This window comes from Candidatus Palauibacter sp. (assembly GCF_965216145.1).
In the GTDB taxonomy this organism is placed as follows: Bacteria; Gemmatimonadota; Gemmatimonadetes; order Palauibacterales; family Palauibacteraceae; genus Palauibacter.
The window spans coordinates 3,411,608-3,432,824 of the sequence record NZ_OZ244149.1 but is presented as its reverse complement, the minus strand read 5'-3'; the positions used below and the strand labels follow the sequence as shown (position 1 = coordinate 3,432,824).

The following is a 21,217-nucleotide window of genomic DNA, read 5'->3' as shown; positions in this document are numbered from 1 at the left end:
GCGGATTTTGACAACCCCGGAGCGCGCGCCTAGCTTCTTGCGATGCCGCTCCAAGCGAATCAAACTCGCCGCCGATGGGCGTGATCTGCGTCCTTCCCGCTCGACTCTACAGCACCCGTATCTCCAGGAAGCTCCTCCAGAAACTTGCCGGCCGCACCCTGCTCGAGTGGTGCTGGCGCGCCGCCTCGGCCATCCGCGTCTTCGACGACGTCGTGGTGGCGACGGACAGCGGTGAGATCGAGACCTGCGCGCGCGGGTTCGAGGCGAAGGTCGTCAGGACGCGATCCGATCACGTCTCGGGTACCGACCGCGTGGATGAGGCGGCGGATCTGCTCGGCGCCGGCGAGGACGACGTCGTGGTCAACTTCCAGGCCGACGAGCCTTTCGTGGACGGCGGCGCGATCGAGGGTGCCGTGCGGAGAGCGGAGGAAGTCGCCACGATCGCGGCCCCGATCGGCTCGGAGAGCGAATGGCGGTCTTCCGCGGTGGTCAAGGTCGCCCGGGCCGCCGATGGAAGGGCACTCTACTTCAGCCGGAGCCCGATTCCGTTCTGGCGGGACGAATCACCGGAGTTCGGGACCCACGCGCGCCTGCGCCACGTCGGCGTCTACGCGTACCGCCGGTCGGCGCTGAGGCGCTGGGCGGCGCTGCCCGAATCGACGCTCGAGCGGGCGGAGCGGCTGGAGCAACTGAGGGCGCTGGAAGCGGGTATGCGGATTCACGTCGAACTCGGTCCCTGGACCGAACCCGGCGTTGACCTGCCCGTCGATATCGAGCGCGCGGAGCGGATATTGTCCAGTAGGGGAGAGTAAAGGAGGCGGGGATGACGGATCACGGATCGCCGACCAAGTACATCTTCATCACCGGAGGCGTCGTCTCCTCCCTCGGGAAGGGGATCACCGCGGGCTCGATCGGGCGTCTGCTCGTGGAGCGCGGTCTGCGCGTGACGATCCAGAAGTTCGACCCCTACCTGAACGTGGATCCCGGGACGATGTCGCCGTTCCAGCACGGCGAAGTCTACGTGACGGACGACGGGGCGGAGACGGACCTCGACCTCGGGCACTACGAGCGGTTCATCGACGACTCGCTCTCGCAGGCGAACAACGTCACGACCGGCCGCGTGTATCAGAACATCATCACGAAGGAGCGGCGCGGCGATTTTCTCGGCGCCACGGTCCAGGTCATCCCGCACGTGACGGACGAGATCAAGGACGCGATCCGGCGGCTGGCGCCGAATCACGACGTCGTGATCACCGAGATCGGCGGGACGGTGGGCGACATCGAGTCGCTCCCCTTCCTTGAGGCGATCCGCCAGTTCCGACAGGACGTGGGGCGGGAGAACTCTCTCTTCATCCACCTCACGCTCGTGCCCTGGATCGCGGCCGCGGGCGAACTCAAGACGAAGCCGACGCAGCACTCGGTGCGGGAACTGCTGGGGATCGGGATCCAGCCGGACCTCCTCGTGTGCCGCACGGAGCACGATCTGGAAGACGGCATCAGGAAGAAGATCGCCCGCTTCTGCAACGTCGACGTGAGCCGGGTGATCGAGTCGCGCGACGTGGCGACGATCTACGAACTCCCGCTTCACTATCGCGCGCAGGCGATGGACGAGCGCATCTGCGAGCAGTTCGGGTTCAGCACGAATCCGCCCGACCTCGGCCGCTGGGAAGCGCTGGTCGACAGGATCAAGAATCCGGGGAACGGCAAGGTTCGAATCTGCGTCGTGGGCAAGTACACGGAACTCGTCGACGCTTACAAGTCGATCGCGGAGGCCTTCATCCACGGCGGCATCGACAACGATGTGGAGGTCGAGGTCGCGTGGCGGTCGTCGGAGGAGGTGGAGGAGGGAGGGGCCGAGTTCGTCGACGGCTTCCAGGGCGTGCTCGTGCCGGGCGGGTTCGGCGTCCGCGGCGTCTCCGGCATGCTGGACACGATCCAGCTCATCCGCGAGCGCGAAATTCCGTACTTCGGGATCTGTCTCGGCCTGCAGTGCGCGATCATCGAGTTCGCGCGCAACGTGTGCGGACTCCCGACATCCCATTCGTTCGAGTTCGACGCGAAGACGAGCGACCCGGTGATCTCGCTCCTGGATTCGCAGCACAAGGTGACGGAGATGGGCGGTACCATGCGGCTGGGGGCCTACCCCTGCCGGCTCGTGGCGGGCTCGCTCGCACAGCGCGTGTACGACGCCGGCGAGATCTCCGAGCGGCATCGTCACCGGTATGAGGTCAATCCCAATTACCTGGAGATCCTGCGCCGCGGCGGGATGGAGTTCAGCGGGATGTCGCCGGACGGCGGGCTCGTCGAGATGCTCGAGCTTCCCGATCATCCGTTCTTCCTCGCGACCCAGTTCCACCCCGAGCTGAAGTCACGGCCGAACAAGCCCCACCCGCTCTTCGCGGCCTTCGTCGAGGCGGCGGTGACGCGCCGGGACGCGGTGGCGGCCGCACAGCCGACACGGACGCGCACGGTGGGCGAGTGGGAGGAGTCGGAGGCGTCGGCCCGGACGAACGGGGTCACGGCCGGGAGATGACCTCCGGATGTGCTCCCTTCTTCTCCGGTCGCCGCCGGACGGCGTCGGGCGCGGAGGGGAAGCCCTGGACTTCTCTCTTTCTGATCGCGGGACCATGCGTCCTCGAGGATGACGGGCTGAACTTCGAGATCGCCGACCACCTGGCCGAACTCCGGGACCGGTTCGACCTCCCGGTGACGTTCAAGGCCTCGTTCGACAAGGCGAACCGGAGTTCGGCTTCGTCGGCGCGGGGGCCGGGACTCGAGGCAGGTCTCGAGGCGCTGGCGCGGGTGCGCGAGCGCTCGGGTCTTCCCGTGCTCACCGACATCCACCTCCCCGAGCAGGCGGCGCGTGCGGCCGCGGTCGTGGACGCGCTTCAGATCCCGGCCTTTCTGTGCAGGCAGACCGACCTGCTGCGCGCGGCCGGCGCGACGGGTCGTCCCGTCAGCGTCAAGAAGGGACAATGGATGGCCCCCGGCGACATTGGGGGCGCGATCGGCAAACTGCGGGAGGCGGGGGCGCGCGAGGTGGCGGTGACGGAACGTGGATTCGCCTTCGGCTATGGACGGTGGGTCGTCGACATGCGGAGTTTCGCGGTCATGCGGGAGACGACGGGGTGCCCGACGGTGTTCGACGCGTCGCATGCGGTGCAGTTGCCGGGAGGGGAAGGCTCGGTGAGCGGCGGCGAGCCGGAGCACATCGGTCGGCTGGCGGCGGCGGCCGTCGCCGCGGGTGCGGACGGGCTGTTCGTGGAGGTGCACCCCGATCCGGGCGCGGCCCCTTCGGACGGATCCAACATGCTGCCGCTCGCTGAGCTCGGAGCCGTGCTCGAGCGGGCGATGCGCGTGCGCGAGGCAGTGGCGGCCTGACGTGAGCCCTCGCGGTGCGCGGCCGGACCCGAGAGGCGCGTCATGACGCCGGTACTCGACCCTCGACGGGCGAAGGCCGTACGACTGGTCTCCCTGGACGTTGACGGCGTGCTCACGGATGGCTCGATCTGGATCGGCGCGGACGCGGTGGGCCGGACCGAGATGCGTCGCTTCCACGCCCTCGACGGGATGGCGATCCGGCTCATGCAGCGGGCGGGCCTCGTGGTCGCCTTCGTGAGCGGGAAGCGTTCGACGGCGGTGGGGCTGCGGGCCCGGGAGCTGGGGATCGAAGAGGTTTCGCTCGGAGCGCCGGAGGGAAAGCTTGCGGCGCTGCGGGGTATCCTGGCGAGGCGTGACTGGACGTTCGCCCAGGCCGCCCACCTGGGCGACGATCTCGCGGATCTCTCCGTCATGGAGCGGGTAGGCCTTCCGGCGGCGGTCGTCGGTGCGGTGCCCGAGGTGCGCGCCGCGGCGGCCTGGGTGGGCACGGTCCCCGGCGGAGAAGGAGCCGTGCGTGAGTTCGCCGAGGCCCTGCTCGCGGGGCGTGGGGAGTGGGACGATCTGGTGGCGGAGTTCCGGGAAGGAGGACGAGTTTGCGGTTCGAGTACGTGATGCGCGCGGGCGGTGAGCGTCGGCGCGCGCGGGGGGGCGGCCCGCCGCTGTGGGCGGTGCTGGTCGCGCTCTTCGCGGCGTGCGAACCCGACAACGCGCCTCCCACCGCCAGCCAGCTCCTCCCCGAAGGCGTCGAGATGGCGCAGACGGCGATGCGTACCGTCGTGACGCGCCAGGGGATCCGGCGCGCGGTCGTGGAGGGGGATACGGCCGAATGGCACGGAGAGAACGAGGTCCACCTGCGCCCGATGAGGATCATCTTCTACGACGTGAACGGGAATCCATCCTCCGAGGTGACCTCGGCGTACGGCATCTACGACGAACTCAGGGGGGACCTGCAGGCGGAAGGAGATGTGGTCGCCGAGGACCACGTCGATGGACAGAGGCTGGAGACCGAACGCATGCGGTACGTGAATGCGGAAGGGCGCCTCTATGGTGACACGCTGTTTCGGCTCTCCCGGGCCGTGGGGACGATGCTCATCGAGGGTTCGGCGTTCGAGTCGGACCCGGGGCTCGATTCGGTCATCGTCCTGAACCCGGAGGGCGAGACCCGGCCCCGGATCGTCACCGTCGCGGATCCGACGCCGATGGACACGACTCCCGCAGCCGCCGATACGACTCCAGTCGTGCAGGATACCGCCGAGGCGGAGGTCCCGACGTTGGTGGCCGAGGACACCGCGGCGGCCCGTCCGGATACGATGGCAACGCAGGACACGCTGGTCGCGCCTCCCGATTCGACCGTCGCGCCGGACACGCTGGTCGCGCCTCCCGATTCGACCGTCGCGCCGGACATGCTGATCGCGCCGCTGGAGAAGACCGTCGCGCCGGACACGCTGGTCGCGCCGCCGGATACGACCGTCGCGCAGGACATGCTGATCGCGCCGCTGGAGAAGACCGTCGCGCCGGACACGCTGGTCGCGCCGCCGGATACGACCGTCGCGCAGGACACGCTGGTCGCGCCGCCGGATACGACCGTCGCGCGGGACACGCTGGTCGCGCCGCCGGATACGGCCGTCGCGCGGGACACCACGGGCGCACCCCCGGATACCACGGCGCGCCGGTGAATCGCGTCCGCTCCGGCCTCCCGGCTCTCCTCGTCGCGACGGTGTGGCTCGCGGGTCCGCTCTCCGCACAGGAGCCCGACTCCATTCCGGCCCCGGAGGAAGCTCGGGAGGGGATCGCCCCGGCGATGGGGGAATGCACCCTGAGGTGGCGCCCGCTCGAAGCCGACACGCGAAGCTTCACGAACCGGGATGTCGCAGGTGAGCACGTCACGCATCTGAGCGGCCGTTATCTGTGGACCTGCGGGTCGGCCGCGATGGAGGCGGACAGCGCCATCAAGCGGGATGGCCCCCGCCAGGTGGAACTCATCGGCCGCGTGGTCTACGAAGACACGATCCGGACCCTGAAGTCCGACCGGCTCCTCTACTTCCAGCTTTCGGATTTCATCATCGCCGAGGACAACGTCGAACTCGTCCGTCTCGTGGACGGATCCACACTCACGGGTCCGCGGGTCGAGTTCCTGCGAGCGGTCTCCGGCGTCGATGCGTTCACGACCGCGTCGGGGCGCCCCACCGTGACCTTCTACCCGGAGCACGGGGAGTCGCGCGAACCCTTCGAGGTCGAGGCCGATGTCGCCGTGTTCGCGGGGGAGGACGAGGCCCGGTTCGCGGGAGATGCGGTCATCACCCGCAGCGACCTCAACGCGCGGGCCGACACCGCCTCTCTCACCAGGGAGGATGGACTCGGCGTCATGTGGGGCGAGCCCTGGATCGAGGCGGAAGGGATCCGGCTCGAAGGCGACACGATAAGGTTCCGGTCCGAGAACGAGGAGCTCGAGGAGGTGCGGGCGATCGGCGGGGGCTACGCGGCGGGAGAGAATTACGAGGTGCGCGCGGAGGCGATCGACATCGAACTGGACAACCGGGACGTGAAGCACGTCTGGGCACACGGCGAGGGGCTCGGCGAAGCCGACTCCGGTTCCCACGTCCTGTATGGCGACTCGCTTCATTTCGTGATGTACCGGAGCCAGATCGACACGGCGTACTCGGTGGGGGACGCGGTCGCGATCCAGCGTGACACGACGGTCGCGCGGCCGGACACCCTCGCCGGGCCGACGGAGTCCGATTCAGCCGCCGCTCCCCGGGATTCTGCGGCGGCGGCGACCGGGGCGGAGGCTGACGCCGAAGCTGAGGCTGAGGTCGAGTCGGGCCGTGCAGAGGGCGCGGAGTCGGAGGAGTCGCAGGAGACGGAGGAGACGGAGGACGGGGAATCGGAGGCGAGCGGGGGACCGGAACTCGCCCTCGACGGTTCCATGAACTGGGCTCGCGCGGACACGCTCATCGCCATCTTCGAACGTCCGGACGACGCGGCCGCCGACTCGGTGGCCGTGGCCGAGCCCGCGATGTCGCGGTTGATCCTGGCGGGGGGGGCGAGCGCGCTCTACCGGATGGTCCGCGATTCGATGGCCACGTCGCGGCCCTCGCGAAACTACCTCGTAGGCGTGCGCATCCAGGTGGACTTCGAAGATGGGGAGCCCCTCGCCGTGGCCGGCGACCACGCGATCGGCGTGTATCTGGAACCGCGGGAGGTATTCGGGGAAGCGTCGGGGGGCGAACAACCGGCGGACACGACCTCGGCCGGGGACGCCGCAGGGTCGGCCCCGGGCGACTCGGCCCGCGTCGCGTCCGACACGTTGTCGGCACCGCCGGATACGTCGTCCACCCCTCCGGACACGTTGTCCGCCCCGCCGGACACGCTCCGGAGCGGCGGACGCCCTCGGCTGCAGCCCCTCGCGGCGGCCTCGGGCCGCTCGCCGCCGGTCCGCACGGCCCGGGGCGCACGGCCCGCCCCCTCCCACAGATCGAGGAGAATGTGGTGAGTAATCTGCAGCCGCCCGACGACGGTCCCGAGTCCGCCTCAGGCCGAGTCCGAAGTCGAAGCCGAGCCTCGGCCGAGCCCGACCTCGAAGCCGAGCCTCAGGCCGAGCCCGAAGTCGAAGCCGCGCCTCGGACCGAGCCCGACCTCGAAGCCGTGCCTCAGGCCGAGCCCGAAGTCGAAGCCGAGCCGCGGACCGAACCCGACCTTGAACCCGCGCCTCGGGCCGACCCCGACCTCGAAGCCGCGCCGCGAGCCGAGTCCGGGCCGGAGGGGACATCGGTCCGGAACGGGAGCGTACTCCGGGCCGAGGGCCTCGTGCGCTCGTTCAAACGCCGGTGCGTGGTGAACGAGGTGGAGATCAGGGTGCGCCAGGGAGAAATCGTCGGTCTGCTCGGTCCTAACGGCGCCGGCAAGACCACGACGTTCTACATGATCGTGGGGCTGCTCAAGGCGGACAGGGGCCGCGTCTATCTGGATGACGAGGAAATCACCCGATGGCCGATGTATCGCCGCGCGCGGGCCGGGATCGGATACCTGCCGCAGGAGGCCTCGGTGTTCCAGAAGCTCACGGTCGAACAGAACGTGATGGCGATCCTCGAGACCCAGAAGTTGTCGCGGCAGGAGCGACGGGACCGGCTCGAGGAACTGCTCGACGAACTGTCGATCAAGCACCTTCGGGCGAACAAGGCCTACTCGCTCTCCGGTGGCGAACGCCGCCGCCTCGAGATCACGCGGGCGCTCGTGACGCGGCCCAAGTTCCTCCTCCTCGACGAACCGTTCACCGGGGTCGACCCGATCGCGATCGAGGACATCCAGCGCATCGTGAAAGACCTGCGGGACAAGGGGCTCGGGGTCCTGATCACGGACCACAACGTGCGCGAGACGCTCTCGATCACGGATCGCGCGTACCTGTTGTTCGAGGGCAAGATCCTCGTGCAGGGGGCGGCGGATCGTCTCGTCAACGACCCCGAGGCGCGAGAACTGTATCTCGGGACGGACTTCAGGCTCTGACATGCCTCTCGACGGGCGACCCGGCCTCTCCGCCGGCCTCGAGCTGCGGCAGGAACAGAAGGCCCATCCGCGCCTCTACCAGGCGATGGATCTCCTGCACATGCCGCTCCTCGACCTTCAGGCGCGCCTGAGACAGGAACTCGTCGGCAATCCCTTCCTCGAACTCGTCGAACCCGGGGACGAGGACGTCGAACCCGGGGACGAGGACGTCGAATCCGGGGAGGAGGTGGATTGGGAAGAGGTGCTCCTCGACGACTTCGATCCCGGGGGGCGGCGGGAGGAACACGAGGAGCGCGAGAGCTTCACGCCGACGGTGACGGCGACCCGAAGCCTTTGGGACCATCTCCACGATCAGTTGAACCTCCTCCGGCTCGACGAACGCCAGGTCCTGATCGGCGAAGAGATCATCGGGAATATCAACCGGGACGGGTTTCTCTCCTGCGCGCCGGACCGGATCATCGAAGCGGCCGAGACCCGCCTCGGGGATGCGGCGGACGTCCGCCGGGACGAGGTCGAGGAGATCCTCGCGGGGGTTCAGGCCTTCGAACCGAGCGGCATCGGGGCGCGGGATCTGCGCGAGTCGCTCCTCCTTCAGTTGCGCGACCGCGGGCGGGAGGGGTCGCTGCCGTTTCGGATAGTCCACGACCACTTTCGCCAACTCGCGGAGCACCGCTGGAGCGACGTGGCGCAGGAATACGGAATCACGCCGCGCGAAGTCCAGGAGGCGGCCGACGAGATCGCGACGCTGGACCCCAAGCCGGGCCTGAAGTATGCGGACGGATCGGACACCTACGTGATCCCGGACCTGACGGTGGAGAGAGTCGACGGCCGCTACGTGGTCTCTCACAGCGATACCTCTCTGCCTCGCCTGAAACTGTCTCCGACCTACCGGAAGATCGCCGCGGATCGCGCGCGGTTCGACGGAGAGAACCGGACATTCATCTCGGAGCGACTCAACAGCGCGCAGTGGCTGATCCAGGCCATCGAGCAGCGCCGGCAGACGATGCTGAGCGCCATGGATTTCATCGTGGAGCGGCAGCGGGAGTTCTTAGAGAAGGGGGTGGAACACCTGCGGCCCCTCAAGCTGCGTGAGGTCGCCCGACACCTCGAAGTGCACGAGTCGACCGTGTCCCGGATCGCGAACGAGAAATACGTGCAGACGCCGCGGGGGCTCTACCCGCTCAAGTTCTTCTTTTCGGGTGGTTACGCGACCGATGGGGGTGCGGACGTGTCGGCCAGGGGGGTGCAGGCCCAGATCCGCAAGCTGGTGTCGGAGGAGGATCCGAGGGCGCCCCTCAACGATCACCAGATCGCGGATCGGCTGAGACGGGGCGGCGTGAAGATCGCCCGCCGTACGGTGGCGAAGTATCGCGACCGGCTCGGGATCCTCTCGGCCCGCATGCGCAAACGCCTGTGAGGTGTCCATGAAGGACGAGTCACCCCGCGTCTCGGTCATCGTGCCCGCGTACGACGAGGCGGAGAACATGCCGGAGCTGTTCTCGGAACTCGCGGCGACGTTCCGGGCACACGAACTGTCGGCGGAAGTCGTCCTGGTCGACGATGGTTCCGGCGATGGCACGACCGAAGCCGCGCGGGCCGCGGCAGCCTCCGCGGGACTCGACGCGGCCGTGGTGCTGCGGCACCGCGCGAACCGCGGCAAGACGGAGGCCATGCTCACCGCATCGGAAGCCGCGCGCGGCGAATATCTCGTCCTCTTCGACGCGGACCTGCAGCATTCGACCGAGGAGATTCCGCGCTTCGTGGCGATGCTGGACGAGGGGTACGATCTGGTCGCGGGGCGAAAGGTCGGCCGCTACAAGAAGCGCTTCGTGTCGTCGATCTACAACGGACTCGCGCGCGCCATCTTTCGCGTGCCCGTGCGGGATCTGAACTCGATGAAGGCGTTTCACGCCGACGTCCTGGCCGGCCTCACGCTGCGCCACGACTGGCACCGCTATCTCGTCGTCCTGGCCCACGCGCAGGGCTACCGCCTCGGCGAACTGGATATCGAACTGCACCCGAGGCGGCACGGCGAGGCCAAGTTCTCGGGGCGGCGCCGCATCATGGTCGGGATGCTCGATCTCGTCTCCGTCTGGTTCCAGCTCGTGTTCGGCCGCAAGCCGCTGCTCTTCTTCGGCACCTCCGGCCTCGCGCTCATCGCGGCCGGCGGCCTGACCGGGATCGTGGCGCTCGTGCTGCGCTTCGGCTTCGGGCTCGGCTTTCGTCCGCTGCTCACGCTCGTGGTCCTTCTCGTCGTGGCGGGACTGCTCCTCTTCGTGCTCGGGTTCCTGGCGGAGATGATGGCCCAGCTGCGAGACGAACTGGAGGAGATGAAGCGGGATCGGCGCCCTTGAGGGTCGTCCACGTCGTGACCGCCTTCCCACGCCACGACGCCGACGTGATCACCCCCTGGCTGGGCCGACTGCTGCTCGGCCTCCGCGAGCGGGGGATCGAGGTGGAGGTCCTGGCGCCCTCCTATCGGGGCGGGGGGGCGACGGAGTGGCGCGGGATTCCCGTGCGGCGGTTCCGCTACGCCCCTGCCCGGCTCGAAACGCTCACGCACGACGAGACCGTTCCTGATCGGCTGCGCTCGCGCCCCGCGTACCTCGCGCTCCTGCCCGCGTATCTGGCGGGCGGGAGCCTCGCCTCGCTCGCGGCGGGAACGTCGTCGCCGCCCGACGTGGTCCACGTCCATTGGCCGGTGCCGCACGCCTGGTTCGGGGGTGTGCTGCGCGCCGCCTCCGGGGGCACGACGGCCGTCGTCTCGAGCTTCTATTCAGTCGAGATCCGCTGGATCGAGCGCCGACTCGGCTGGGCCGTCCCGTTCCTCCGCTGGTCGATCGAGATGTCGGACGCCGTGACGGCGATTTCCTCGGCCACGGCCTCCGCGGTGGCGCGCTACACGACACGGGAAGTGACCGTGATCCCGTTCAGCGCGGCGGTGTCGGGGTTCGCGCCGGATCCGTCGACCACGGCGGGTCGTGCGCCTCGCCGCGACGGGTCGTTCCGTCTCCTCTTCGTCGGGCGGCTTGTGGAACGGAAGGGTGTCCATATCCTGATACGTGCGCTGGCCCGGGTCAGGGAACGCGTCGATGCGACGCTTACGGTCATCGGCGAGGGGCCGGAGGCCGCCGGGCTGGCAGCCGAGGCCGTGCGGGTCGGTGTGGACGCGTCCGTGCGTTTCGCGGGCCGCGTCGATGAGACGACGCTGAGCGAGGCCTACCGGGCGAGCGATCTCTTCATCCTGCCCGCAGTGGTGGACAGGAAAGGGGACACGGAGGGCCTCGGGGTCGTCCTGCTGGAGGCGCTCGAATTCGGATTGCCCGTGATCGCGTCGGATATCGGAGGAATCCCGGACATCGTGAGGCACCGTGAGACGGGACTGCTCGTACCGCCCGGAGACGCCGCCGCGCTGGCCGGCGCCATCCTGGAATCGGTGGAGAGCCCCGCCGAGACGCGTGAACGAGCCCGGCGCGGGAGGGCGCATGCCCGGGGACGGTTCGCCCTCCCCGGGGTGGTCGACCGTCTGACAGGCTGCTACGAGCAGGCGATCGCCGCCCGCCGGGGAGAGGCCCCGGACCGAAGCGGCCCCGCCCCCGAAACTGCCCCGGAGCCCCCGCGATGACCGCGCTCGCGGGCAACGACGGTCGTGGACGAGTACGGGACAACTTCAACCTCGCTGCGGCGGGACTCGCGATCCTGCATCTGCTGCTGGGCGTCCTCGTCTTCGAGCCCACCCTCTTCCCGGGCGGCGACAACGCGGGATACCTGATCATCGGCGACGCACTGCGGAATGGGGAAGGGTATCGTGATCTGCACCTGCCCGGCACTCCGCTGCACGCGCGCTACCCACCGCTCCTGCCGCTGCTCCTCGCGGGGCTGGGGTGGCTCGGCGGTGTCGGCGTGGCCAAGGTCGCCATGCTGCTGCTCACGACCGCCTCGGTATGGGCGACGGCGCACTTCGGGCGCGGCTGGGTCGGGCCGGGACCCGCGCTCGGCGCGGCCGGGCTCCTGGCGGTCAACCCGACGCTGCTCGAGTACGGCCACTACATACTGAGCGAAGCGCCCTTCACGCTGTGCGTCGTCGTCGCCCTCTGGCTCTCGCGGCGCGAGGACCGCACGGGCGCTGCGCTCGCGATGCTGGCTGCGGTCGCGGCGTTCGCGACGCGTACCGCGGGCATGACGATCCTTGTCGCGCTCCCGCTCGCCTGGCTGCTCGAGGGGCGGCGGCGGCGGGCGCTGTGGTCGGGCGCCGTAACGGCCGGGGCGCTCGGAGCGTGGGCGCTCTACCAGCGCCTCGCGGCGGCGGAACAGCCGGGATATCTGGCGGAACTCCTGCTTCTGGATCCGTACACGCCGACGGCGGGCTCGGTGGGTTTCGCGGGCCTCTTCGCCCGTGCCGCCGACAACTGCTGGGCCTACGTCAGTCGGGTGATCCCGGAGACGCTCCTGGGTCCCGGCGGCGCGGGGGGCGGAGGGGCCGCGCTCGGACTCGTCGTGGCCGCGGCCGCGCTGGCCGGGTGGACCATCCGCTCGCGCGAGCGTCTCCGCGCGCCGGAAGTGTTCGCCGTCCTGTACGCAGGGCTGATCGCGGTCTGGCCGTCGGTGTGGACCGATCGGCGTTTCCTGCTCCCGCTCGCGCCCGTCATCCTGCTGCTGGCTCTTGTGGCCGTGTGGCGGCTGCCACTGCCCGCCGGCCGCTGGCTGAAATGGGCGGCGCCGGTGGTGATCGCGGCTTTCGGAGTGGCCTGGGTGACCGACACCGGCCCCGGTCGCGTCGCGTGCGCGGCGTCGTATCGGACGGGAGATCCGTGCGACCCTCCCGCCAACGCGAGTCTCTACGAGGCGGCGCGCTGGGCCCGTGACAACACGCCGCCCGGCGCGATCATCGCGAACCGGAAGCCGCGTCTTTTCTTCTGGTACGCCCGCCGGAAAGGGGATCTCTACCCCTTCTCGGGCGATCCCGCATCCGTCATGCGGGGTCTGGAAGCGATGAGAGCGGACTACGTCGTCGTCGACCAGGTGAGCGGGACCACCCAACGCTACCTCGTCCCCGCGATTCGCGCCCACGAGGACCGCTTCGAGGCCGTGTACGTGGGTGGAGAACCGCCATCCGCGATCTTCCGCCTTCTCCCGCCCGCGGCCAATGCCGACTGACGTCAAGGGGCCCGCGGAGGGTCGCGACCGCACGGTCTGGTGGTTCCTGGGGGCGGCGGCCCTCGTGAGCGTGCTCTTCTACCGTGACTTCATCTTCCACCCGGAGCGGTTGATCTTCGGGTCGGACATGATGTTCGAGGGGATCTCGCTGCGGCGCTTCTACGTGGACGAAATCCGCGCCGGCCGGGGCGTACCGATGTGGGTCCCGAACATCTACGGAGGCATGCCCTTCGTCGGGCTCCTGCCCGGGCCGATCTTCTACCCCTCCACCATCCTCTACTTCTTCATGCCGCTGCACCGGGCGATCGGGTGGACGTTCGTCCTGCACACCTTCCTGAGTGGCGCCTTCGGGTACTTCCTCGGGCGGTCGTTCCGACTGCGGCCGTCGTCGGCCGTGGTGTGCGGCGCCTCGTTCATGCTCACGGGCTATATGACGTCGCACCTGTGGGGTGGGCACGACGGGCGGATGTTCGCCATGGCGCTCATCCCGCTCGCCCTGGGTCTCCTGAACCGCGGGCTCGAGACCGGCGAGGCGCGCTGGTTCTGCGGCCTTGCCGTCACCATCGCGGCCCAGGTCTTCACCCCGCACACCCAGGTGATGTACTTCTCCAGCCTCACGCTGGCCCTGTTCTTCGTCTTCCATCTCCTGTTCCGGATCCCGCGCCCGGGCGGAGAAGGCTGGTGGAGGGTCTATGTCCCCCCCGTGACCGCGTTCTCCCTGACCGTCGCGGCTTCGATCGCCCTGGCCGGGCCCCAACTGTTTCCGGTGCTGGCGCTGCTCGGGGACGTGACGCGCGCCGCAGCCGAAACCGGCTACGAGTTTGCGGCGTCGTGGGCCTTGCCGCCGCAGGAATTGACGGCGTTGTTCCTTCCGGACCTGATCAGTTCGCTCCCCGCTACGTATTGGGGAGAGAACCCGATCAAGCTCCATACCGAGTACCTCGGCGCGGTGCCGATCGCGCTCGCCATCCTGGGCGTGGCCGCGGCGTGGGGTGGCGGACTGTCCGGCGAGCAGCGGCGGACGGTGGCGTTCCTGGCTGTCGCGAGCCTGTTGGGCATCCTGTTCGCGCTGGGGGCCGCGACCCCCATCCACCGCATCGCCTACGCGCTGCTGCCACTGATCGGGAACCTGCGCGCGCCCGCCATGATGCTGGGTCCGGTCGCCGTGTTCGTCGCGCTCCTGGCGGCCTGCGGGTGGGAGGCCGTTCTCGAGGGGCGGCAGGCCAACCCTCGCGTGTCCCGTGTGGCGCTCGGACTACTCGGGGGGCCCATCGTGCTCCTCGGGGCCTGGGCCGCGCTCGACCCGGCCGGGCTGGGGAACTTTGCCATGATGTCGTGGTATCCGGCGGGCTGGCCGAGACGGCCCGATCCGGCCCTCGTACCGCTCCTGCGGACGAACGGCCTGCTCCTGCTTGCCGGGTTCGGGCTCGCCTGGGGAGGAGCGTGGGCCGTATCCCGGCGGCGGCTCGCGCCATGGGCGCTAGTGCCCGTGCTCGTGTTCGGCATCCTGGACCTGTGGCGCGTAGACGCCCGCTATCTGGAGGTTCGAGACGCGGACCCCGCGCTGGCGACGGATCCCGTCATCGCCGCCCTCCAGGAGGACGCGGGCCCGGGAGACCGGGTGTGGGCGCCGAACCTCGCGGGTTCGGTGCGTAACTACCGGCCGAACGAACTCGCCTACCACGGGATCGCGTCGGCCACCGGGCTACAGAAGTTCCTCCTACAGCCGTACGCGACGCTCGTCGGTGGGATCATCCCGGACCAGGGGCTGGGCCGCGACCCGGTACGCAGGCTCCTCAACGTGCGCTACATCATCATCCCCGGCGCTCAGGAGGATGTCGCCTCGATCGCCGAGGCTTCCGGTCGCCACCTGTATTCGATCCCGTCGCCGCCGGGATACGCGTTCTTCCCGGCCGAAATCGAGTGGACGGCGGATCCGTCCGAGGCGGCGACCCGGACATGGGACAATCCGGATCCAGAGAGTCTCTCCGTCGTCGAATCCAGGATCGGCCTGGATCCACCGGAGGCGGGGCAGGGCACGGCCGCCATCATCCGATACGAGCCGGAGGTGATCGAGCTCGACGTCCAGGCGGAGCGGGCGGGGCTTCTCGCGGTGAGCGAGATTCACAACGCCGGCTGGCGCGCCTTCGTGGACGGAGAGGAGGCGACAATCTGGCGCGTGAACACCGCCTTCCGCGGCGTCGAGATCCCGACGGGGCCGCATCGGCTCACCTTCGCATACCGGAGTTCGTCGTTCCGGATCGGCGTGTGGACGAGCCTGGTCGCGGTCCTCCTCATCGGCGCCGTGCTCCTTCGGTTCCGGTTCCCGGCCCGTACCCGGCAAGAGGATGCCTGACCGGGAAGCCGGACGGAAACCGGGGCGACTTCCGCCACGCTTCGCCATCCTGGCCTCGATCGCCTTTCTCCTCGTCGCGCTCGCGGCCGTGGCGTCCGCACTGTCCGGTAGCTGGGGCGCCTGGTTGCAGATGGCGGGGTCGGAGGGCGCGAAGTGGCAGGTGCGGCCACTGTGGCTCACCGGGGCAGTCGCTTCCGGTACGGCGGCTCTTTGGATCAGCGGTGCCACCTGGGGCTCCATGTTCAGAGCGACGGGCGGACGGGCGCACCTCCCGGAGGCCGCCGCCGTCTGGCTCGGCTCGAACCTCGGCCGGTATCTGCCCGGAAAGATCTGGCAGGTGACGGGCCTGGTCGGCTACGTCCGGGCGCACGGGGATTCGGGGGCGGGGGCGCTGGCCACGCTGCTCGTGTTCCAGGGCGTGATATTGGTCACGGGAGCCGGAATCGGCGTGGCGGCGCTCGGCACGGCAGCGTTTGAGGGACTCGGGATGTGGCCCATTCTGCTCGGTGCTCTCTGTGTGGCCGGGGCCCTCGCGCCTCCTGTGTTGCGGTTGGTCGTCAAGCTCGGGCATCGATTTCTCCGGGAACCCGGAGACCCCGATCAGGTATCGCTTCCAGGGAGCCTGCTCATCCGGGCGGTCCTCGGCGGCCTTCTGGTCTGGTCCCTCCATGGCTTTGGTTTCTGGGCCCTTCTGGAAGGGCTGGTCGCGAGCAACCCCGTCGGACCCTTCGTGGCGTGCGGGGTATTCTCGGCCTCGTACGTCGTCGGCTACCTGGCCGTGATCGCGCCCGGGGGGATGATCGTGCGGGAGGGCGCGATGGCGAGCCTCCTGAGCGCGGCGGCGGCGATTTCGCTCGGACCCGCCGCGGCTCTGGCCCTGGCCGCCCGCTTGTGGTCAACGGTGGCGGAACTCGTTGCCTTCGGCCTCGGCCTCGGGTTCGCTCGGGTCGGGCGGAGCATCGGCAAGCCACGACGCCAGTGACGCGTTCGCAGCCGCAGGGTCGGGGTCGCTAGGTTGTCGGCGCCATGAGCACCGACACGCCTTCTGCTCCCGCGCCGGATCACGGCGGGGGACCCGAGTCCGATCCCGCCGCGGGCAAACGCGGCCTGGTCATCCTGCCCACCTACAACGAGATCCAGTCCATCGCCGACATCGTGTCGAGCGTGCTGGCCCGAGACAGCCGCCTCTCCGTGCTCGTCGTGGATGACGCGTCCCCGGATGGCACCGGCGGCCTCGTGGATTCGATTGCGGCCGGCGAACCCCGGGTGCAGGCGCTTCACAGGGAAGGGAAGGGGGGGCTCGGGTCCGCCTATGTCGCCGGATTCCGCTGGGCGCTGGAGCGGGACTTCGACTGGATCTTCGAGATGGACGCCGACGGGTCTCACGACCCGCGCTACCTGTCCGACATGATCGCGGCCACGGCCGGCTTCGATGTGGTCGTGGGATCCCGCTATACTGCGGGGGTCAACGTGATCAACTGGCCCATGTCGCGCCTGCTCCTCAGCTACTATGCGAACAAGTACGCGCGCTTCGTCACGGGTCTGCGGCTGGCAGACTCGACGAGCGGATTCAAGTGCTTCACGCGGCCCGTGCTCGAAGCTCTCGACCTCGATGCGGTGGGATCGACCGGGTACACCTTCCAGATCGAGATGAACTTCCGCGCCTGGAAGAAGGGGTTCCGGATCGGCGAGGTCCCGATCGTGTTCACGGATCGGGCGGCGGGCCAGAGCAAGATGTCGGGCGCGATCGTCCGCGAGGCGGTGTGGCGCGTGTGGGCCCTCCGGCTGCGGTCCCTGTTCGGGAGGCTGTAAATGGCAAGAAACCGGACCATGTCGTACTTCCCGTCGCGGCGGGAGCCGGTGCGGCCGGCGATCGATTACGAGCGCCACCCCATCTTCTCCACGCGGCCTCGGTGGAGGTGCGAGGCCCACCGGATCATCTTCGGCAACCTGACCCCGGACGGCCGGCTGTTCGACCTGGCTCTGATCGGCGTGATCGTGGCCAGCGTCGTCGTGGTCATGCTGGAGAGCGTGAACGAACTGGCGGTCGGCGCGCGCGGGGCACTGTGGACGTTGGAGTGGGTGTTCACGGGGCTGTTCACGATTGAATACGTCTTTCGGCTGATCTCGGCCGAGAAGGCGACCCGGTACGGGCGCTCCTTCTTCGGGATCGTCGATCTGCTCGCGATCCTGCCCAATTTCATCGGCCTCTTCATCCCGGGCGGGCAGGCGCTCGCCGTCATCCGCCTTCTGCGCGTGGTGCGCGTCTTCCGGGTGCTGAAGCTCGCACAGTTCGTGGGTGGGGAACGGCTCCTGATCCACGCGCTACGTTCGAGCGCCTACAAGATCGCCGTCTTCCTCGTCGCGGTGCTCGTCGTCGTCAGCCTCGTGGGCTCCGCGATGTACGTGATCGAAGGGGCCGAGGCGGGCTTCAGCAGCATCCCGCGCGGCGTTTACTGGGCCATCGTGACGGTGACGACGGTGGGGTTCGGGGACATCACGCCCCAGACCCCGCTGGGTCAGATGCTCGCCGCCTTGCTCATGATCCTCGGGTACGGCGTGATCGCCGTGCCGACGGGCATCATCTCCGCCGAGATCGTGGGCGAGCGCCAGCAGAGTCTGCGGGCCGCCATCGAGCGGCTCTGCCTCCGCTGTGCCACGCCCGGGCATGAAGCCGACGCCCGCCACTGCAAGCACTGCGGCGCCGAACTTGTCGAATGACGATCCCTTCACCGGAGGCGAACGGCCCGGACTGCGACTTCTATGAGGCCTTCCTGTCGAGTCCGGAGTACAGGGCAAGCCGGGTCCGGAAGGCGGCCGTCCTTGCGACCGTCATCGGCGACGAGATCCGCGGGGCGCGCGTGATCGGCGACCTGGGGAGTGGCACGGGCCTCCTGAAACGCGAACTCGAGAGGGTCAGCGGCAGGCCCATCGTCGGTTTCGAGGTCGATCCCGCCGTCGTGATCGAACGAGAGCGGACCTGCGTGGCGGACGGCACCCGCCTCCCCGTCGCTGACGCCAGCTTCGATCTCCTGATCGTGAACCATGTATATGAGCATGTCCCGGAACCGCGCAGCCTGTTCGAAGAGGTGTCACGCGTACTCAAGCCGGGAGGACTTGCCTATGTGACGGCGGGGAATCGCTGGGCGATTTTCGAGCCTCATTACAGGCTGCCCTTCCTCAGCTGGCTGCCGACGGGGCTCGCCGATCGATACGTGCGCTGGGCACGACGCGGTCGGAGCTACCGCGGCATCCGCTTTCTGGGATATCGCCCGCTTCGCCGCACGCTGAATGTGGCGGGCCTTCATGTCACCGACATCACGGAGCGGGCGATCCGTTCCGTTCTGGGGCGTGCAGGCGGGTCGAGATGGCGCCCGTTCTGGCGCATCCTGTCGCTTGTTCCGCGGACCGCGCGGACGAGGATGTTGCACTGGGCCCCGCAGTGGTTTTTCCTCCTCACGCGACGAGATTGAACGCGGGAGGCATGTCCGCCCCCGCGTGGGTGGCGCTGTGGACGGCGCTCGCGGCGCCGGGGCTGGCGGCCCAGGCCGGCGGGGCGGGGGAGGTGGACGTAACGTCGCTCCGCTCCAGCGTCCCGGTGCCGATCCCCCGGATCGCCGAGGAGATCGAAGTGGACGGGATCGTGGACGAACCCGTCTGGGACACGATCGATCCGCTCCCCCTGTTCATCATGTCCCCGACCCACGGGGGCGAGCTGACCGAGCGGACCGAGATCCGCCTCGCGCACGACGACCAATACCTCTACGCCTCGGGGCGGATGTACGACTCGAACCCGGACGGGATCCGCGTAAACACCTTCTACCGTGATATTTACAGCGGAGATGACCTGCTCTCGTTCGTGGTCGACAGTTACAACGACTACGAGACCGCGCTCTGGTTCGCCACCACCCCCGCGGGCGTCCGCCACGACCGCTCGATCTCCAACGACGCCGAGTTCTCGGGTGACCTCCCGCCGTTCAACCAGGACTGGAACGCGCACTGGGACGTGCGCACGACCCGGAACGGAGAAGGCTGGTTCGCGGAGTTCCGCATCCCGTTCTCGACCCTGGGGTTCCAGGCGCAGGGCGATGAAGTGACGATGGGCATCACCATCTATCGCTACATCAGCCGCAAGAACGAGCGCCAGGTGTACCCGGCCATCGCGCGGGAATGGGGCAGGCTCGCGTTCATGAAGCCGTCGCAGACCCAGAGGATGACGGTGCGCGAGGTGCGTCCCAACACGCCGGTCTATGTGACGCCCTACGTGCTTGGAGGCCTCAGCCAGACCCCGGTGCTCCGTGAACCGTCCGACGCGGCCTCGTACTGGGCGACGGAGCGCGACCGGGCGACCGAACCCGGGATCGACCTCAAGTATTCGCCGTCCTCCAATCTCGCCATCGACCTGACGGTCAACACCGATTTCGCCCAGGTGGAGGCGGACGAGCAGCAGGTCAACCTGACCCGTTTCTCCCTCTTCTTTCCGGAGAAACGGCAGTTCTTCCAGGAACGCGCCTCGACCTTCGATTTCGGGACGGGCGGTTTCACCGACCGCGTGTTCTTCAGCCGGAGGATCGGGCTCGAGAGAGGGGAACTCGTCAGGATCTACGGCGGCGCGAGGGTCGTCGGCCGTGTCGGCGGGCTGGACTACGGCCTCCTGAACATGCAGACCGCTCCGGCGGCGGGGCGTTCGGGCGAAAACACGGGCGCGCTGCGACTGAAGCAGCAGGTGTTCAACCCGTACTCGTTCGTGGGCGGGATCGTGGCGACGCGACTCGGGAACAACGGACAGGACAACGTCGCGTACGGCGTGGATATGCAGGTGCGGCCGTTCGGGAACGAGTACTTCACGCTCACGTGGGCGCAGACCTTCGACGAGCAGGTCGTCGAGCGGAACGTGCTCGACGCGGGTCTGTTTCGCGCCCGCTGGGAGCGACGGACGGACCGCGGCCTGTGGTACAACCTATTCTACCGGCGCGTGGGGCCGGACTACACTCCGCGTCTCGGATTCCAGCTGCGGAGCGACTTCGCGCTCTTCGGTGGGCAGCTCGCCCATACGTGGCTCCAGGGCCCGAGCGCATCGCTCAACAACATCACCCTCTCGGTGATGGGCGAGAGCTACTACCGGAACGCCGATCTCACGCCCGAGTCCCGCTCGATCCGCCCCGAGGTAGAGTTCGCTTTCAAGTCGGGCTCGAACATTACGGTTTACTCGAACACGCAGTTCGAGGACATACGGATCCCGTTTCACGTCGCGGATGTGTCGATCCCGCGGGGTGAATACCGGTTCCAGGAAGCCGGCATCGACTGGATGCTGCCGCGCACCGCGGTCTTCCGCGGGGACATCAAGACGACGGTAGGGAGTTTCTACGACGGACGGCGCGCGGGGCTCATCTTCAACCCGATCTGGAGCCTGTCACGGTACTTCGAGGTCGGTGGCGGCTACGAGGTGAACCGGATCGAGTTTCCGAGCCGCGGCGAGGCGACGACGACCCACCTCGGCCGCCTCAAGCTGTCCTTCGCCATGAACCAGCACATGTCGCTCAGCACCTTCGCGCAGTACAACAACCTCGACGAGCGCACCAGCATCAACGCGCGCTTCCGCTACCACTTCAGGGAAGGCACGGATCTCTGGATCGTGTACAACGAAGGGCTGAACCTTGAACGAGATCGGGGATTCGACCCCAGGCTGCCGCGGTCGGCCGGGCGGACCCTTCTGATCAAGTACTCGCACACCTTCAGCTGGTAGACCGCAACACCGGACCCGCCAACGCACGGGGATTGAACCCTCAGCCTCGCCGGAGTGTTTTGGCGGTAGACGAA

Annotated in this window: 16 protein-coding genes and 1 pseudogene; all 17 read left to right on the top strand. The window is 68.7% G+C overall.

The features are described from left to right. Positions 1-74 precede the first annotated feature (74 nt). The 17 genes and pseudogenes from kdsB (at position 75) to ACOOHF_RS14630 (ending at position 21,143) form a co-directional block, all read left to right on the top strand. A complete protein-coding gene (gene kdsB, locus ACOOHF_RS14710) occupies positions 75-812 on the top strand; it encodes a 3-deoxy-manno-octulosonate cytidylyltransferase (RefSeq protein ID WP_419935578.1) in 738 nt (245 codons plus the stop codon). An 11-nt stretch (positions 813-823) separates the two neighbouring features. Next, positions 824-2,533 (top strand): CTP synthase, encoded by a 1,710-nt coding sequence (locus ACOOHF_RS14705; protein WP_420462233.1) that lies wholly within the window; start codon positions 824-826, stop codon positions 2,531-2,533. Next, the gene (gene kdsA, locus ACOOHF_RS14700; protein WP_420462232.1) at positions 2,530-3,381 is read left to right on the top strand and encodes a 3-deoxy-8-phosphooctulonate synthase; all 852 of its coding nucleotides are present in this window, start codon (positions 2,530-2,532) and stop codon (positions 3,379-3,381) included. Before ACOOHF_RS14705 ends, kdsA begins: the two co-directional genes overlap by 4 nt. A 42-nt stretch (positions 3,382-3,423) precedes the next feature. Beyond that, positions 3,424-3,993: a KdsC family phosphatase gene (locus ACOOHF_RS14695; RefSeq protein ID WP_419935575.1), complete on the top strand. Its 570-nt coding sequence runs from the start codon at positions 3,424-3,426 to the stop codon at positions 3,991-3,993. Continuing rightward, on the top strand, positions 3,975-5,057 hold the full coding sequence (locus ACOOHF_RS14690) for a hypothetical protein (RefSeq protein ID WP_420462231.1): 1,083 nt from the start codon (positions 3,975-3,977) through the stop codon (positions 5,055-5,057). Before ACOOHF_RS14695 ends, ACOOHF_RS14690 begins: the two co-directional genes overlap by 19 nt. Further along, complete coding sequence (locus ACOOHF_RS14685; protein WP_420462230.1) at positions 5,054-6,874, top strand: hypothetical protein; 1,821 nt, start codon at positions 5,054-5,056, stop codon at positions 6,872-6,874. Before ACOOHF_RS14690 ends, ACOOHF_RS14685 begins: the two co-directional genes overlap by 4 nt. Before the next feature lie 296 nt (positions 6,875-7,170). Further along, positions 7,171-7,884: pseudogene (gene lptB, locus ACOOHF_RS14680) on the top strand (LPS export ABC transporter ATP-binding protein); the annotation flags it as partial. Between the two features lies 1 nt (position 7,885). Continuing rightward, entirely contained in the window at positions 7,886-9,301 is a 1,416-nt protein-coding gene (gene rpoN / locus ACOOHF_RS14675) for an RNA polymerase factor sigma-54 (protein ID WP_420462229.1), read from the top strand. A gap of 7 nt (positions 9,302-9,308) precedes the next feature. After that, positions 9,309-10,238, top strand: a complete 930-nt coding sequence (locus ACOOHF_RS14670) for a glycosyltransferase (protein ID WP_420462228.1) — start codon at positions 9,309-9,311, stop codon at positions 10,236-10,238. Then, the gene (locus ACOOHF_RS14665; protein ID WP_420462227.1) at positions 10,235-11,509 is read left to right on the top strand and encodes a glycosyltransferase family 4 protein; all 1,275 of its coding nucleotides are present in this window, start codon (positions 10,235-10,237) and stop codon (positions 11,507-11,509) included. The genes ACOOHF_RS14670 and ACOOHF_RS14665 overlap by 4 nt, the downstream gene beginning before the upstream one ends. After that, positions 11,506-13,041 carry a hypothetical protein gene (locus ACOOHF_RS14660; RefSeq protein WP_420462226.1) on the top strand — a complete coding sequence of 512 codons (1,536 nt, stop codon included), beginning with the start codon at positions 11,506-11,508 and terminating at the stop codon, positions 13,039-13,041. Before ACOOHF_RS14665 ends, ACOOHF_RS14660 begins: the two co-directional genes overlap by 4 nt. Beyond that, on the top strand, positions 13,031-15,397 hold the full coding sequence (locus ACOOHF_RS14655; RefSeq protein WP_420462225.1) for a YfhO family protein: 2,367 nt from the start codon (positions 13,031-13,033) through the stop codon (positions 15,395-15,397). Before ACOOHF_RS14660 ends, ACOOHF_RS14655 begins: the two co-directional genes overlap by 11 nt. Continuing rightward, on the top strand, positions 15,390-16,379 hold the full coding sequence (locus tag ACOOHF_RS14650; protein WP_419935567.1) for a hypothetical protein: 990 nt from the start codon (positions 15,390-15,392) through the stop codon (positions 16,377-16,379). The genes ACOOHF_RS14655 and ACOOHF_RS14650 overlap by 8 nt, the downstream gene beginning before the upstream one ends. Before the next feature lie 44 nt (positions 16,380-16,423). Then, the gene (locus tag ACOOHF_RS14645) at positions 16,424-17,209 is read left to right on the top strand and encodes a polyprenol monophosphomannose synthase (protein ID WP_419935566.1); all 786 of its coding nucleotides are present in this window, start codon (positions 16,424-16,426) and stop codon (positions 17,207-17,209) included. Further along, entirely contained in the window at positions 17,210-18,118 is a 909-nt protein-coding gene (locus ACOOHF_RS14640) for an ion transporter (protein WP_419935565.1), read from the top strand. Then, positions 18,115-18,870, top strand: a complete 756-nt coding sequence (locus ACOOHF_RS14635) for a class I SAM-dependent methyltransferase (RefSeq protein ID WP_419935564.1) — start codon at positions 18,115-18,117, stop codon at positions 18,868-18,870. The genes ACOOHF_RS14640 and ACOOHF_RS14635 overlap by 4 nt, the downstream gene beginning before the upstream one ends. An 11-nt stretch (positions 18,871-18,881) precedes the next feature. Beyond that, positions 18,882-21,143 (top strand): DUF5916 domain-containing protein, encoded by a 2,262-nt coding sequence (locus ACOOHF_RS14630; RefSeq protein WP_420462224.1) that lies wholly within the window; start codon positions 18,882-18,884, stop codon positions 21,141-21,143. Positions 21,144-21,217 lie beyond the last annotated feature (74 nt).

Coding starts and splice junctions, on each gene's coding strand:
- kdsB (WP_419935578.1), top strand. CDS start 75: ATGGGCGTGATCTGCGTCCTTCCCGCTCGACTCTACAGCACCCGTATC.
- ACOOHF_RS14705 (WP_420462233.1), top strand. CDS start 824: ATGACGGATCACGGATCGCCGACCAAGTACATCTTCATCACCGGAGGC.
- kdsA (WP_420462232.1), top strand. CDS start 2,530: ATGACCTCCGGATGTGCTCCCTTCTTCTCCGGTCGCCGCCGGACGGCG.
- ACOOHF_RS14695 (WP_419935575.1), top strand. CDS start 3,424: ATGACGCCGGTACTCGACCCTCGACGGGCGAAGGCCGTACGACTGGTC.
- rpoN (WP_420462229.1), top strand. CDS start 7,886: ATGCCTCTCGACGGGCGACCCGGCCTCTCCGCCGGCCTCGAGCTGCGG.
- ACOOHF_RS14670 (WP_420462228.1), top strand. CDS start 9,309: ATGAAGGACGAGTCACCCCGCGTCTCGGTCATCGTGCCCGCGTACGAC.
- ACOOHF_RS14660 (WP_420462226.1), top strand. CDS start 11,506: ATGACCGCGCTCGCGGGCAACGACGGTCGTGGACGAGTACGGGACAAC.
- ACOOHF_RS14655 (WP_420462225.1), top strand. CDS start 13,031: ATGCCGACTGACGTCAAGGGGCCCGCGGAGGGTCGCGACCGCACGGTC.
- ACOOHF_RS14650 (WP_419935567.1), top strand. CDS start 15,390: ATGCCTGACCGGGAAGCCGGACGGAAACCGGGGCGACTTCCGCCACGC.
- ACOOHF_RS14645 (WP_419935566.1), top strand. CDS start 16,424: ATGAGCACCGACACGCCTTCTGCTCCCGCGCCGGATCACGGCGGGGGA.
- ACOOHF_RS14640 (WP_419935565.1), top strand. CDS start 17,210: ATGGCAAGAAACCGGACCATGTCGTACTTCCCGTCGCGGCGGGAGCCG.
- ACOOHF_RS14635 (WP_419935564.1), top strand. CDS start 18,115: ATGACGATCCCTTCACCGGAGGCGAACGGCCCGGACTGCGACTTCTAT.
- ACOOHF_RS14630 (WP_420462224.1), top strand. CDS start 18,882: ATGTCCGCCCCCGCGTGGGTGGCGCTGTGGACGGCGCTCGCGGCGCCG.